This is a genomic window from Pedobacter sp., from assembly GCF_965279535.1.
GTDB lineage: Bacteria > Bacteroidota > Bacteroidia > Sphingobacteriales > Sphingobacteriaceae > Pedobacter.
Genome location: NZ_OZ257244.1, coordinates 723,535 through 736,999, shown reverse-complemented (window position 1 = coordinate 736,999; position 13,465 = coordinate 723,535). Strand labels below are relative to the sequence as shown.

The 13,465-nt window shown below is 36.4% G+C and carries 13 protein-coding genes and 1 tRNA gene; 9 read left to right on the top strand and 5 right to left on the bottom strand.

Translation table 11 applies throughout. The features are described 5' to 3' along the window. Positions 1-8 precede the first annotated feature (8 nt). The 9 genes from ACQY77_RS02800 to glmS all read left to right on the top strand — a co-directional run bounded on the left by ACQY77_RS02800 (position 9) and on the right by glmS (position 9,151). On the top strand, positions 9-980 hold the full coding sequence (locus tag ACQY77_RS02800) for a hypothetical protein (protein ID WP_421939508.1): 972 nt from the start codon (positions 9-11) through the stop codon (positions 978-980). Then, complete coding sequence (locus ACQY77_RS02795) at positions 977-1,468, top strand: GNAT family N-acetyltransferase (RefSeq protein ID WP_421939509.1); 492 nt, start codon at positions 977-979, stop codon at positions 1,466-1,468. The genes ACQY77_RS02800 and ACQY77_RS02795 overlap by 4 nt, the downstream gene beginning before the upstream one ends. 35 nt (positions 1,469-1,503) lie before the next feature. Beyond that, positions 1,504-2,538, top strand: coding sequence for a GNAT family N-acetyltransferase (locus tag ACQY77_RS02790; protein ID WP_421939510.1), 1,035 nt, complete (start codon positions 1,504-1,506; stop codon positions 2,536-2,538). Between the two features lie 29 nt (positions 2,539-2,567). Beyond that, positions 2,568-3,623: a GNAT family N-acetyltransferase gene (locus tag ACQY77_RS02785; protein ID WP_421939511.1), complete on the top strand. Its 1,056-nt coding sequence runs from the start codon at positions 2,568-2,570 to the stop codon at positions 3,621-3,623. Positions 3,624-3,653: 30 nt separating this feature from the next. After that, positions 3,654-5,582 (top strand): polysaccharide biosynthesis protein, encoded by a 1,929-nt coding sequence (locus tag ACQY77_RS02780; RefSeq protein WP_421939512.1) that lies wholly within the window; start codon positions 3,654-3,656, stop codon positions 5,580-5,582. Between the two features lie 126 nt (positions 5,583-5,708). Continuing rightward, the gene (locus tag ACQY77_RS02775; RefSeq protein WP_421939513.1) at positions 5,709-6,140 is read left to right on the top strand and encodes a helix-turn-helix domain-containing protein; all 432 of its coding nucleotides are present in this window, start codon (positions 5,709-5,711) and stop codon (positions 6,138-6,140) included. Positions 6,141-6,317: 177 nt separating this feature from the next. Then, entirely contained in the window at positions 6,318-6,878 is a 561-nt protein-coding gene (locus ACQY77_RS02770) for a hypothetical protein (RefSeq protein ID WP_421939514.1), read from the top strand. A gap of 37 nt (positions 6,879-6,915) precedes the next feature. Beyond that, complete coding sequence (locus ACQY77_RS02765) at positions 6,916-7,215, top strand: hypothetical protein (RefSeq protein WP_421939515.1); 300 nt, start codon at positions 6,916-6,918, stop codon at positions 7,213-7,215. A gap of 97 nt (positions 7,216-7,312) precedes the next feature. Then, the gene (glmS, locus tag ACQY77_RS02760) at positions 7,313-9,151 is read left to right on the top strand and encodes a glutamine--fructose-6-phosphate transaminase (isomerizing) (RefSeq protein ID WP_421939516.1); all 1,839 of its coding nucleotides are present in this window, start codon (positions 7,313-7,315) and stop codon (positions 9,149-9,151) included. A 158-nt stretch (positions 9,152-9,309) separates the two neighbouring features. Here the strand turns inward: glmS and ACQY77_RS02755 are convergent, their stop codons facing one another. The 5 genes from ACQY77_RS02755 to mltG all read right to left on the bottom strand — a co-directional run bounded on the left by ACQY77_RS02755 (position 9,310) and on the right by mltG (position 13,451). Continuing rightward, entirely contained in the window at positions 9,310-9,939 is a 630-nt protein-coding gene (locus tag ACQY77_RS02755) for a class I SAM-dependent methyltransferase (RefSeq protein ID WP_421939517.1), read from the bottom strand. 871 nt (positions 9,940-10,810) lie between these two features. Further along, positions 10,811-10,895 (bottom strand) — tRNA-Ser (locus ACQY77_RS02750). Between the two features lie 95 nt (positions 10,896-10,990). After that, a complete protein-coding gene (locus ACQY77_RS02745; protein ID WP_421939518.1) occupies positions 10,991-11,980 on the bottom strand; it encodes a YihY/virulence factor BrkB family protein in 990 nt (329 codons plus the stop codon). A 5-nt stretch (positions 11,981-11,985) separates the two neighbouring features. After that, the gene (locus ACQY77_RS02740) at positions 11,986-12,396 is read right to left on the bottom strand and encodes an acyl-CoA thioesterase (protein WP_090882357.1); all 411 of its coding nucleotides are present in this window, start codon (positions 12,394-12,396) and stop codon (positions 11,986-11,988) included. After that, the gene (gene mltG / locus ACQY77_RS02735) at positions 12,396-13,451 is read right to left on the bottom strand and encodes an endolytic transglycosylase MltG (RefSeq protein ID WP_421939519.1); all 1,056 of its coding nucleotides are present in this window, start codon (positions 13,449-13,451) and stop codon (positions 12,396-12,398) included. Before mltG ends, ACQY77_RS02740 begins: the two co-directional genes overlap by 1 nt. Between the last annotated feature and the right edge of the window lie 14 nt (positions 13,452-13,465).

The following is a 13,465-nucleotide window of genomic DNA, read 5'->3' as shown; positions in this document are numbered from 1 at the left end:
CAAAAGTTATGGAAACTCAAACGCTCCCCTTAAAACCAATTGGAGGATATATCGAACTCCAGTTAAATCCGGGAAGGATTTTTCATTCAAAACTTCTTCCACTAAATACAGGCAGAAACGCACTCGAATATATTCTTCGGGTTAGAAAATATAGTTTAATTTATTTACCCTATTATACCTGTGATGTTTTATTAGAGCCCTTATATAAACTTAACGTGGCGTGTAAGTTTTATAAAATTGATCAGGATTTAAATCCCATTATCGATTTTGAAATAGCTGAAAAAAGTTGTTTCCTTTATACCAACTACTATGGATTAAAGACCGAAACAATAAATAAATTAGCGCGCAGCATTCCCAATTTAATTGTAGATAACGCACAGGCTTTTTTTGAACTGCCACTACAGCATATAGATACCTTTTACTCTTGCAGAAAGTTTTTCGGTGTACCTGATGGTGCCTATTTGAGTATATCCAACACACTGGATGTAAAATTAGAACAAGATCTTTCCCTCAACCGATTCTCACATTTGTTAAAGAGTATCGATTTAAATATTGAAGAAGGCTATACTGATTACATTGAAAATAACAAGGATTTGTGTAACAGAGACATCATGCAGATGTCGTCATTATCCACTCAAATTCTTGCCGGTATCAATTACGGGCAATGCGCCTTAATCAGGCAGGAAAACTTTGATTTTTTACATGAGCATCTTGCTTCAAAAAATCTCCTCAAATTAAGCCGGGCATCTGCTGCTGTGCCTATGGTATATCCTTTATTGCTACCGGTTTCTGGTATAAAGCAGAAGCTGATAGCTCAAAAGATTTTTGTAGCCACATATTGGCCAAATGTAATCGATTGGGTGGAGAAAGACAGTTTCGAATATTTTCTTACCCATAATCTAATTGCCCTTCCAATAGATCATCGTTATAATATTGATGATATGACTACCATGGTTAACATTTTAAACACTTTATTATGAGCCAGATATATTTAAGACCTCTTGAATTGAAAGATGCGGAAGTATCTTATCAATGGAGAAATGACCCTGAGGTTTGGACATACACCAAGTTTGTGCTTAAAAATCCAATTACACCAGATATAGAAAGACAGTGGCTCTCCAATAAAATTAACCTGGCTAATGAAAAAAGATTTGCGATCTGTTTAAAAGAATCTAATAAATATATAGGTAATATCCAGTTAATTAACATTGATGCTGATAGTGCCGAGTTTCACCTTTTTATTGGCGATAAAGCGTATTGGGGTAAAGGTTTAGGCTACGAGGCATCGGTTATGGTATTGAAATATGCCTTTTATAATCTCAATTTAAAACATGTTTTTTTAGAAGTACATGCCGATAATGCTGCTGCTTATTCTATTTATAGAAAAGTGGGTTTCGAAACCATTTCAAGAGAATCCGAATTTCTAAAAATGGTGATTAATCCTGCGATACTTCAAAAGCTATCTTAATTCATCTTATCTCATCTATCAACTCTTAGCTCCCTATGAAAAAGATAATAACAATTGAGGATAAACCCCAATGGACTAATTATGTAAAACGCGCGCTCCGCTATGATTTTTACCACACCTGGTATTATCATTCATTAGATAAAACCGGCCAGCCGATTTTGTTTGTCTATGAAGAAAATGAAAACTTTATCGCTTTCCCGCTTTTAAAACGAAATATCCCAGGATCTGATTTTTTCGATTTCACCTCAGTGTACGGATATACAGGGCCAATTTCAAACCTTGATTTCAAGGTGCTTGAAGATGAATTTATGGAGAGTTTTAAAACTTCGTTCATAGAATACCTTTCAACAGGGCAAAATGTAACTGTCTTTTCGCGTTTACATCCATTTTTTGACCAGGAAAGACTAATGGAAAAATTTTCTGGTGTACATGCAAATGGAAAAACAGTTGCCATTGATTTAACAACATCTATAGAAGAGCAGCGAGCTGTTTACCGTAAAAGTGTAAAAGAAAAGATAAGACGCCTCCGGAAAAGAGACTATCTGGTTAAAGTGTCAGACGATATTGCCGATGCCAGGATTTTTTCGGAAATCTATACAGAGAACATGTATCGTATAGGGGCAAAAGATTATTATTTTTTTAATGAGAACTATTTTGTTAACCTTTTAACTTCAGACGAGTTTGATTCTAAACTATTCCTGGTTTATAAAGACAATGAGCCGATTTCGGGAGCTGTGGTGGTTTGTACAAACGAAATTATGCAGGTTCACCTTTTAGCTACCAAAACCAAATACCTTAACGATTCTCCCGCAAAACTCTTAACAGACGAAATAACAGTTATTGGCAGAGCGCTTGGCTATAAATATTTTAACCTTGGAGGCGGTGTTAATTTCAAAGAAGATAATTTGTTTGGATGGAAAATGGGTTTCTCCAAACTATGCTTTGAATTTAACAGCTGGAGATACATTGCCAATAGCGACCTCTATAATTCATTATTACAACAAAAGGCAATAGATAGTGGTTCGAACGTTGATTTCTTCCCGCTTTATAGGAACCCTGTGCTTGCTTAACAAATCATCTCTCAAAACCATTTAAGATTATGCTCACCGACAAAACTACTATTGGTTGTGCTTACGGCGTTACGCTCGATCAAAAAGAAAACTGGAATAGGTATGTTAATAATGCCGTTGAGTATGATTTCTTTCATACCTGGAAATATCATGAACTTGCCGCACATGGAGAGCCCATTTTGTTTGTGTATGTTGAAGCAGATAGTTACATAGCCTTTCCCTTTCTAAAAAGATCTATAAAAAATACAGAATATTTTGATCTCCACTGTGTTTATGGTTACACGGGCCCAATTTCCAATCACTATTTTGATGAATTGGATGAGGCTTTTATGCTCAATTTCAGGGATGCATTTCTGAATTTTTTAAAGGAAGGCAATTATGTATCGGTATTTTCTAAGCTTCATCCATTTTTTAGGCAAGAAAGATTAATTAGGGTATTCGGTGGATTACATGATAACGGTAAAACAGTATCGATTGACTTAACCCAGAGTTTAGAAGAGCAGCGAAGAAAATACCGTAAAACTACTAAAAGTGATATCAACAGGTGCCAGCGAATGGGATACAAGGTTAGAAGAGCAGAAAATACAGCAGATATCCTGGCCTTTACCAAGCTCTACGACCAAAATATGGATCGGATTAAGGCATCTGAATTTTATCATTTTAATGAAGCATATTTCCTAAAACTTTTAACCGACAATAAAGACGCTGATTTAATGCTTGTTGAATCGGAAGGAGAGGTGATTTGTGGAAGCATAATCATGTATGCCAATAAGATTATGCAAGGATATCTGATTTCTACTAAAACAGCGTATTTAAAATTCTCACCCGCTAAATTTTTACTTCATGAAATAAGTTTAATAGGTAGAAAACGTGGGATAGATTACTATCACCTGGGTGGTGGACTCGGATTTAAAGAAGATTCACTCTATGAATGGAAATTGGGCTTTTCAGATTTCGTTCTGGATTATCAAACATGGAGATATATCGCAAACCCTAATATCTACAACGGTTTAGTGGAAGAATCTGGAAATGTAATCAGTGAAGAGGTTGATTTTTTCCCACTCTATAGAAAAACTACCTCATAATTTTACTTTACCTTTTAATTATTCCCCATTATGAAAAAGATCATATTCCCCGACAAAGCACACTCCAGGTGGTTGATTTTGCTAATAGATCAGATTATTGTGGTTTGGACATTGTTAATATCCATTGTACTTACCCATACTGCTAATTACAGTGATATCTTTAAGCTGGACAATTACCTGTATATAGGCTTATATGCAACAATTGCAGCTGCAGTATTTATTTCATTAAGAATTCACACCGGGATAATCAGATATTCGAATACTGAAGATATGCTGCGCGTTTTTCTGGCCGTTTTTGTTACCAGTCTGTTGTTTGTCGGACTGAATAAAATACTTTCACAAAGATATGCCCTGCTATGGAGCCAGATGGATAAAGCCTTAATACTTAATTTTTTCATCTCCTCTTCTTTACTCATTATGTTGAGGATTTCTGTTAAAGGCGTGTTTTACTTTTTTAAAGAGCTTAAATCAGAACATAAAGAACACATTCTGATTTATGGTGCCGAGAAGAAAGCTATTCTGATCAAAAAAGCAATTGAACAAAATGAAGAATACAACTTGTGTATCGTCGGTTTTGTAGACGATAATCAGGATCGGGTAGATAAATACCTGGAGCAAAAAAAGGTATTTCATTCATCGGCAATACCATTTTTGAAAAATAAACATGGTATTAAGAAAATTCTTTTTGCTGAAGATGCACTTAATACCCTTAACAAGAAGAAAATAGTTGATACCTGTATCAATGAAGGCATAAAAGTGATAATGGTGCCGCCTTCAAATAAGTGGCTTTATGGAAAGTTTGATCAGCACCAGCTGAGAGATTTAAAAATTGAAGACCTTTTGGAGCGTGAAGCAATTAAATTGAATAAGAAAAATATTCTGCAAGAGCTCAACGGTAAATGTATTCTGGTTACCGGGGCTGCAGGATCTATCGGGTCTGAAATTGTGCGGCAGGTGTTGCAATACGGTCCCAAATCTGTCATACTTTGCGATCAGGCAGAAACACCACTCCACGATCTTAAATTGGAGCTTGACGACAGTTTGCAGAGTAAAGATGTTAAGATATTTATGGCAAATGTTCAGAATGCAAACCGCATAAGAACCCTTTTCGAATGGTATAAACCTGAAATTGTATTTCATGCGGCAGCATATAAGCATGTACCCATGATGGAAGATAACCCAGCAGAAGCCATATTAACCAATGTGTTGGGTACTAAGAATATGGCGGATATTTCTTTGGAATTTGGGGTTGAAAAATTCGTAATGATATCCACTGATAAAGCTGTTAAGCCTACCAATGTGATGGGTGCTTCTAAAAGATTAGCTGAAATCTATATTCAGTCACTTAATTGTCCGGATACCGCAGAGGTTAATGGAAACGAAGGACATCACTTGCGCACTCGTTTTGTTACAACCCGTTTCGGAAATGTTTTAGGTTCAAATGGTTCAGTTATTCCACGTTTTAAAAGCCAGATAGAGAAACGTGGCCCAATAACAGTTACCCACCCGGATATTACCCGGTATTTTATGACCATTCCGGAAGCAGTACAATTGGTAATGGAGGCTGGCGCGATGGGTCAGGGTGGAGAGATTTTTTTATTTGACATGGGAAAACCTGTTAAAATCGTCGATTTAGCCATTAACATGATCAAGCTTGCCGGCTTGATACCCTATGAGGATATTGATTTGGTATTTACTGGATTAAGACCAGGAGAAAAACTTTATGAAGAACTTTTACTATCTGAAGAGGCGATGATGGAAACCCATCATCCTAAAATTAAAATATCACAAAAAGTTACCTACAATTTCATTTATGTAAACCAGATTATTAAAGATCTGATTTCCCTTAACCAGGAAGGTAACGACTATAATGTAGTTAAGAAAATGAAAGAAATTATCCCTGATTATATTAGCAATAATTCACAGTATGAAGATCTGGATTTGTTGGTAGCTAATTAGTTTACAGTGTATTACCAACTGAAAATTTCTTGAAATTATTTTTTTTTAGTAACTTGCTGATAAGCTAATCGTCCCAGATTGTTTATCAGATTTAAATTGTTTTTTAAGAATTTAAATTAACCCACCATGAGTTTAAATGTAGGACAGGTTCTCGAGCGTGTAGTACGCAGGGATCGTATGGGCATTAGCGAATTGTCTCGAAAACTAAATGTAAGTAGAAGAACTATTTACAATTGGTTTGATCAGAAAAGCTTAAATCCCGAAATTATCTGGAAAGTAGGAACAGTTATTGGACATGATTTTTCTGTCGAACTACCTGATGCTTTTTTAAAGAATGATAACGTTAGGCGCGACACTTTTGAATCACATTACGATGATACTGTAAAGAACGATGCCAATACTGTTTATTTCTGGATGAATAAATACATCCGATTGCTCGAAAAATACAATGAAATTTTAAGTCATACTACTGAAGATCAACATTCTCCTCCCTTAGCACACCACACTGTACCTAAAAACAGTAAAAAGGAATTCTCTAACAGCTTTGAGAAGTCTTAAGTCTTTTTTATTAATTATTAACCCTTATTAAAAAATATTCTGAATAAAGATGCTGAAAGCGTTTGCAGCAGCTGCAGGCTCTTTTTAGCTTCTATTTTTAAAATATTAAAAACCTCTGGTATGCGGATTTCCTCATGCCCCTGGAATGTTTTGCTCCCTAACTTAATTTTTAATATTATGAAAACCATTAACCTCCTAATCCTTTTAGTAACTACCTTATGCATTCATCAATCAGCAAGATCACAATCACAAGTTTTTAAGGGCACTGGAATAAGGTACAGTGCCGGAATCGAAACAGGTTTGGCAACCGGATACCTGGCCTCTAAGTATGAAGGTACTTTAGGGGTATCAGTCCAGGCCGATTTTCCCGTTATCGAAGGTGATCTGTATGCTACCGTTAATGGTGGTTTTAATAACATTTTTACCACCGCAACCTATGCCCATTTAGTAGACGATTTACATCTGGTTCCTTTTAAGGCTGGTTTGAAGTACTTCTACAGAAGTAATCTTTATCTGCAGTCGGAAATTGGATTCTCTTTCTTGCTTAATAAAGCGAAGTGTGTTGAAGGAAAAAATGCGGCATTTGTTTATGCTCCTCAGGTAGGTATGATTTTTTACCTGCATGAAAAAGACTACATCGATGCAGGTGTACGCTTTGAAAGCAACAGCAAGTTTTATAAGTGCGATCATAACAACAACTTTATCGGCTTTAGAATAGCCTGGGGCTTTACGCTGTAGGCCGAAATTATTCATGTCAAATCCCAAAGTAACCTAAATGAAAGCAAGTATACAGTATAATGCTATGAATGGCCTTTGGATTCTATTCATTGATTGTAAATACGAGGAATCGCCTAAATATGTCAGGATGATCACTAAAATAATCATCAAAATGCTCTCAGGCGCTGCGATTCCAGGAAATAAGCGACGTGTACGGTCGGGAAGACATTACCTTGTGCATGAGCATATTGTAGAACTGCATACAGATGAATGGTTCCCGCTTGTTTTAGCGAGCAAACGAAAAGAGCTTCTGGAAGGTATTAAGGCTATTTTTATGGATATGATTGGGAAAAAATAATCTGCTTATCGATTGTAAAAGTTAAGCTCATCGAACAGGAACATAGAGCCGTTTTAGGCGGCCAATTGAAAAAAATCATCTTAAATAACTTAAAAATATGTGTGGAATTGTCGGCTATATAGGCTTTAGAGAAGCCTGGCCAATTGTTTTAAAAGGTTTAAAACGATTGGAATATCGGGGTTATGATAGTGCAGGTATTGCCATAATGAATGGCGATAAACAAAATATATACAAGAAGGCCGGAAAAGTATCTGTTCTGGAAGATTATACAAAAGCTTTGGATTGTACCGGCAACATTGGAATGGGGCATACGCGATGGGCAACCCATGGTCAGCCTTCAGACCGGAATTCGCATCCACATACATCAAACAACGGTAATCTATCTATTATCCATAATGGAATTATTGAAAATTACGCCACACTTAAAGAAGAACTGATAGAACGGGGACACACTTTTAAGAGTGATACCGATACAGAGGTGTTGATCCATTTAATTGAAGAAATTCAGTTGATGGAGGAAACTGATCTGTTGGAATCTGTTCGTCTGGCCTTAAATGAAGTTGTTGGTGCATATGCTATTGTAATTATGGATAAGGCCAATCCGGATCGGCTGATTGTGGCCAGAAAAGGAAGCCCATTGGTTATTGGTGTCGGAAATGGTGAATACTTTGTGGCTTCAGATGCAACTCCGATTATTGAGTATACCAAAAATGTGATTTATCTTAACGACAATGAAATCGCAGTACTCACTAAAGAAGAACTCTTCATTAAGCGGCTGGATAACGTAGTTCAGACACCACAAATCCAGGAATTGAACATGAAACTGGAAATGCTGGAGAAAGGCGGATTTGATCATTTTATGCTGAAAGAAATATTTGAGCAGCCGAGATCGATTTTAGACTGCATGAGAGGACGTATCTATCCAGCGCAGGGTCTTGTTCAGCTTGGCGGTATTAAAGCCTTTGCCGACAAGTTAAAGAATATAGATCGCATCATCATTGTGGCTTGCGGAACTTCATGGCATGCAGGCTTAGTAGGTGAGTACCTGATTGAGGAATATGCCCGGATCCCTGTAGAAGTGGAGTACGCTTCTGAATTTAGATACAGAAACCCCATTATCACGGAAAAAGATGTAGTTATTGCTATATCCCAATCTGGAGAAACTGCCGATACCATGGCTGCCATAGAAATGGCTAAAGAGAAAGGCGCCACTATTTTTGGAATATGTAATGTGGCTGGGGCTTCCATTCCCAGACTTACCGATGCAGGCGTATACACACATGCAGGACCAGAAATAGGGGTGGCCTCTACCAAAGCTTTTACCGCACAGGTAACTGTTTTAACTTTGATGGCTTTCTATATGGCTCAGCAAAGGGGAACCATCAGCGATGTTAAAATGCGTGAATTATTAACTGAACTGGAAACTATTCCGGATAAGGTGCAAACAGCGCTGGCCTCAAACGATTTGGTAAAATACATCTCTGCTGAGATTAAAGATGCCAGTAACTGTTTATTTCTAGGAAGGGGAAGTGGTTTTCCTGTTGCTTTAGAAGGTGCGCTGAAACTGAAGGAGATTTCTTATATCCATGCTGAAGGGTATCCTGCGGCAGAAATGAAGCACGGACCAATTGCCTTGATTGATGAACAAATGCCTGTGGTTTTTATTGCAACCAATAATTCCTCTTATGAAAAGGTAATCAGTAACATTCAGGAAGTAAAAGCCAGAAAAGGAATTGTGATTGCCATTGTAACAGCAGGCGATCAAAAGGTGAAAAACATGGTTGATTATTCAATCGAGATTCCAGATACAGACGAAGCATTTCTACCTTTACTGGCTACCATACCTTTGCAGCTCTTATCTTATCATATTGCAGTAATGAGAGGTTGTAATGTAGATCAGCCAAGAAATCTGGCCAAATCGGTTACGGTAGAATAAAGGGTATGTTTTAATTGTCCAGGCAAGTTTAGCTGTCTGGTTATGGTGTCATCTCAGTTAAACAATTTTTAGCTAAAAAATACGGGAAGGTTGCTCTGAATGGGGCAGCCTTTTCTTGTTTTAAGGGAGTTTGATTATAAGCAAAGAAATGAATTAGATTACTTCCTTTCAAATTCATAGGTAAGAAAGGATTTGCCATGCGGGAGTATATTTTCCTCTAACTTTAGCAACTCAAAACCTGTGTTAGATGCGTATCTAAGCAAACTATCTTTGTTCACAACTTTAAAAATCTCCTTTACAGATTGAATTGATTTAACTCCGGTTTGACTAACAGATTGATTTCCATTATTAGATTGTATGGTGATAATCAATTTAACGGATTGAGCTATGTTATTGGCAATAAATTCAAAGCCTCTTTGAATGTCGATGTACTCGAATATTAATGCTGCCCAAACAAAGTCCGCTTTTAAGAAAGATTCATTCGAAGTAGAAATATCAGCATTTACAAGTGCCAGTTGTTTGATTTTTTCTCCAAATCTTTTTTTGGTCATGTCAAGATAAGATTGGTTTATATCTATTCCATAAACTGTTTTAACTTTATTTAGATCGATATGTTCTAACCCATTGCCGCCACTTATACCTAAAAACAAAAGATGCTCGGGGCGATGTTTTTGTAGGTATTTACTGGTTAGTTTGTTCAATAGTTGCGATTGAGCTACTTCATTATGTTGCATGTGAAGCTCGTAATCATCTAGTGGCACAAGATTCCAGGCATTTGCTTTATTCATGGTTACAGTGCATTTATTTTATTTTTCTACTCCTTGATATCCCTAACCAACAATTGTCCAGCTTTTATATAAACTGAATCTTTTCCTGCAAGTCGGGCACCAACCTATTAGTTAATTATTGGAAATACAGTTAATTCTTAGGTGCCACATATGTTCCAAAGTAATTTTCCATTAGATATTTTCTTTCGCTTTCATTTTTTGGACCGGTCGATGACATATAAATTTTTCTGGCTTCACAAGTTCGAAAAACACTAAACTTTCTCAGTTTTATCTTCTTGCTAATTAAGCTACAAACTTCGAAAGCTATTATACTATCTGTTGTTTTCTTATTTATATTAAGTAAAACTATACCTTCAAAATTATGAGTACCGTCGGAATTTGTATCGATGTATTCTTTTGCTGAAAAGCAATACTTGTACTTAATTCCGTTAAATTTTAGTGATTTCCATTTTTTTTCAGTCGCTTTACAACTAAGAAAAAATGTTTTTTTATCCCAATAAATTTTTCTGTAGCCACATCCATATAGAGATAAAAGTATAATTGTAAGTCCGATTGTTTGATACGTCTTCGTGAAAGTCATTAATAAATATATTAAATAACTTCGGTTAACACAGAGTTGATGGCTGTAACCAATTGGATTAAAAAAACAGGCTTGCTCGAAATCGGACAGCCCATTGTTGGTAAGTATTTTCGTTGTACAGGAGGGAGGAAATTCATAACAATATTTTTCTATTGGTTGATGCCCCTTCTAACTATAAATCGAAACATTCGGAAAGCTAATTTTTGTGTTAAGATTTTCCATTCAGGCTGTGCTTTTGTGAAAAGTCTAAAAAACAAAAAACCCGACTAATGTCGGGCTTAATTTTGTGAGCGGAAAGTGAGGGATTCGAACCCCCGGACCTGTTACAGTCAACAGTTTTCAAGACTGCCGCATTCGACCACTCTGCCAACTTTCCGGAGGCAAAAGTACAAACTCCCGCTTAATCTGCAAACTATGAAGTGTATTTTTTTATATAAAATTGATAATGTATTAACAATGAGGGAGAAAAAATTATTTCTTCCTGATGTTTTCTTCTATTGGAGCAGATTTTTTGAATAAATTAAAGGTAGGGCGGATGATTTTAACGCTTCTTTTACTTACGTCAACACTTGCGTTGAGTTCAAAACCGATCAATAAAATGAGCGAATTGAGGTAAAGCCAGATCATGACCACAATTAAGGTCCCGATTGAACCGTATACTTTATTGTAACGGGCAAAGTGATTGATGTAGTAAGAGAAGCCCCAAATGGTAATGAAAGCCAATATGGTAGCCAGCCAGGAGCCTGCACTGAATAATTTCCACTTTTTAGTGTGTGAGGGGCCGTAGCGGTATAAAATAGATATGGTAATGAAATACAAAACGGCCAGTAAAGACCACCGGGTTAACTTAATAACATAAACTGCCCAACTGTCTTTAATATAAACCAGATCTCTGAGGTTGATTAGTAATACTTCTCCCAGCGCCATGGCACAAATGCAAATGATAATCGAGAAACAAATTACCATGGTTAAAACCAGTGCAATTAAACGTTGCTTTAACCAGCTGCGGGTTTCGATTATCAATGAGGATTTGTTAAAAGCCTTCATTAAATTTTTTACGCCGTTGGTGGCAAAAAACAAGGCCGATAAAAATCCGAAGGATAATAGCCCCCGGTTCTGGTTTTTAACAATGTCTTTTAAAGTCGTCTCAAAAGCATCGAAGGCATTGTGAGGAAGCACCAGTTGAATTAAATTAAGCAATTGATCCTGGAAACCTTTAATTGGAATAAAAGGGATCAATGTAAATAAAAATATAATGCCCGGGAAAATGGCCAGCATAAAGCTATAAGCCAGAGAAGATGATTTATTCACCAATTCATCTTTTCCAATTTCCTTGAAAAAGAAGGTGGCAACAGTATACAATGGTAAAGGACTAAAGCCAGGCAATACACATACCTTAGTCCATTCTATAAATTTAGAATAGAACTTAAAATTTAATAATTGCCTGTGTAACCATTCCATGAAAGTTATACAAAATATTTACTTACACCATCCATAAAATTTTTTGGCGGATGGCAGGGTTTTCTGGTTTGTTTATCTACAAAAACTAAGGTTGTTTTCCCGATGTTAATCAGTTCTTCAGCCTCATTGTAAATTTCATATTCTACATGTAAACGCACTGATGGTAACTGCTTTACAATAGATTTTATCGTCAATACCTGATTGTAAAAAGCCGGTTTTAAGTATTTCGATTGTAACTCTAATATAGGCAACATTACGCCATCTTCCTCCATTGAAGCGTAAGTAATTCCAGAACAGGCTTCAAAACATTCGGTACGCGCAATTTCGTAGTACTCAGCATAGTTTCCGTGATAAACTACCCCCATTTGGTCGGTTTCAGCATAACGCACTTTAACCTTTGTTTCTTGTATAAACATTATTTAAAGATGTTTCTTTTGTTTAGTGCCTCACGGTATTTTTTAGCATTAATTTCATGTTCAGCCTTGGTGGCTGCGAAATTATGATAACCTGAAAAGTCTTCCTTAGCACACATATAAATGTAATTGTTATTGTCTTTGTTCAGCACAGCATCAATAGCATTAATGCTGGGCATCATGATAGGTCCGGGAGGCAAACCAACATATTTGTAGGTGTTGTATGGAGATTGCACTTGTAAGAGTCTTCCTGTTACACGTTTTACAGTAAAATCGTTGTTGGCGTAAATTACGGTTGGATCTGCCTGTAGTAAAATGCCCTTGTTTAATCTGTTCAGGTACAAGCCTGCAATAATGGGCATTTCTTTATCATAAAGCGCTTCTGCATCTACAATAGAAGCCAAAATTGAAACCTGAACAGGTGTGAGGTTTAAGCTGGCTGCTTTTTGCTTACGGGAGCTGTTCCAGAATTTATCGTATTCCCCATGCATGCGTTCAAAGAAATCAATAGGCTTAACGTTCCAGTACATTTCATAGGTATTCGGAACAAACATAGCATAGATATTTTCCTGGTTAAATCCATATTTACCGATTAAAGAAGTAGAATCAAGAAGGCTGATAAACTTTAATGAATCGGCTTCAAGGTTATTTGCTAAATAGGCAGCAAAGTTTTCTTTTTTGCGAATGTTTTGAAACTTTAGTTTTACCGGATCCTGATTACCTGCTTTGATCAGGTTAATCAACGTACGGTTAGTCATTCCTTTTAGTAATTTGTATCTCCCTGGTTTAAGGTTCGCTTTTAAATTCATTTTTTCGGCAGCAGTCTCGAAAGAAGAGATACTTTTAACAATATCTTTTTGTTCCAGCTCTTTTACAAGCGTATTATAGTCACTGCCTGTTCTGATGAATAAATATTTTTGATTATCAGTAATGTTGGGAGAGAAGTAGGTTTTATAAAGATTTAAGGCAAAATAACTACCAATTAAAACGAGTACGATAATAATACCTATTGCGGCTTTTTTTCCGGTACTCATGCTTTTTTTTTCTATTTCGGTCATTTTTATAAAGAGAA

Excerpts from the sequence above, each read along its gene's own strand:
- ACQY77_RS02800 (WP_421939508.1), top strand. The coding sequence starts at position 9 with ATGGAAACTCAAACGCTCCCCTTAAAACCAATTGGAGGATATATCGAA.
- glmS (WP_421939516.1), top strand. The coding sequence starts at position 7,313 with ATGTGTGGAATTGTCGGCTATATAGGCTTTAGAGAAGCCTGGCCAATT.
- ACQY77_RS02770 (WP_421939514.1), top strand. The coding sequence starts at position 6,318 with ATGAAAACCATTAACCTCCTAATCCTTTTAGTAACTACCTTATGCATT.
- mltG (WP_421939519.1), bottom strand. The coding sequence starts at position 13,451 with ATGACCGAAATAGAAAAAAAAAGCATGAGTACCGGAAAAAAAGCCGCA.
- ACQY77_RS02740 (WP_090882357.1), bottom strand. The coding sequence starts at position 12,396 with ATGTTTATACAAGAAACAAAGGTTAAAGTGCGTTATGCTGAAACCGAC.
- ACQY77_RS02785 (WP_421939511.1), top strand. The coding sequence starts at position 2,568 with ATGCTCACCGACAAAACTACTATTGGTTGTGCTTACGGCGTTACGCTC.
- ACQY77_RS02795 (WP_421939509.1), top strand. The coding sequence starts at position 977 with ATGAGCCAGATATATTTAAGACCTCTTGAATTGAAAGATGCGGAAGTA.
- ACQY77_RS02775 (WP_421939513.1), top strand. The coding sequence starts at position 5,709 with ATGAGTTTAAATGTAGGACAGGTTCTCGAGCGTGTAGTACGCAGGGAT.
- ACQY77_RS02745 (WP_421939518.1), bottom strand. The coding sequence starts at position 11,980 with ATGGAATGGTTACACAGGCAATTATTAAATTTTAAGTTCTATTCTAAA.
- ACQY77_RS02780 (WP_421939512.1), top strand. The coding sequence starts at position 3,654 with ATGAAAAAGATCATATTCCCCGACAAAGCACACTCCAGGTGGTTGATT.
- ACQY77_RS02755 (WP_421939517.1), bottom strand. The coding sequence starts at position 9,939 with ATGAATAAAGCAAATGCCTGGAATCTTGTGCCACTAGATGATTACGAG.
- ACQY77_RS02790 (WP_421939510.1), top strand. The coding sequence starts at position 1,504 with ATGAAAAAGATAATAACAATTGAGGATAAACCCCAATGGACTAATTAT.
- ACQY77_RS02765 (WP_421939515.1), top strand. The coding sequence starts at position 6,916 with ATGAAAGCAAGTATACAGTATAATGCTATGAATGGCCTTTGGATTCTA.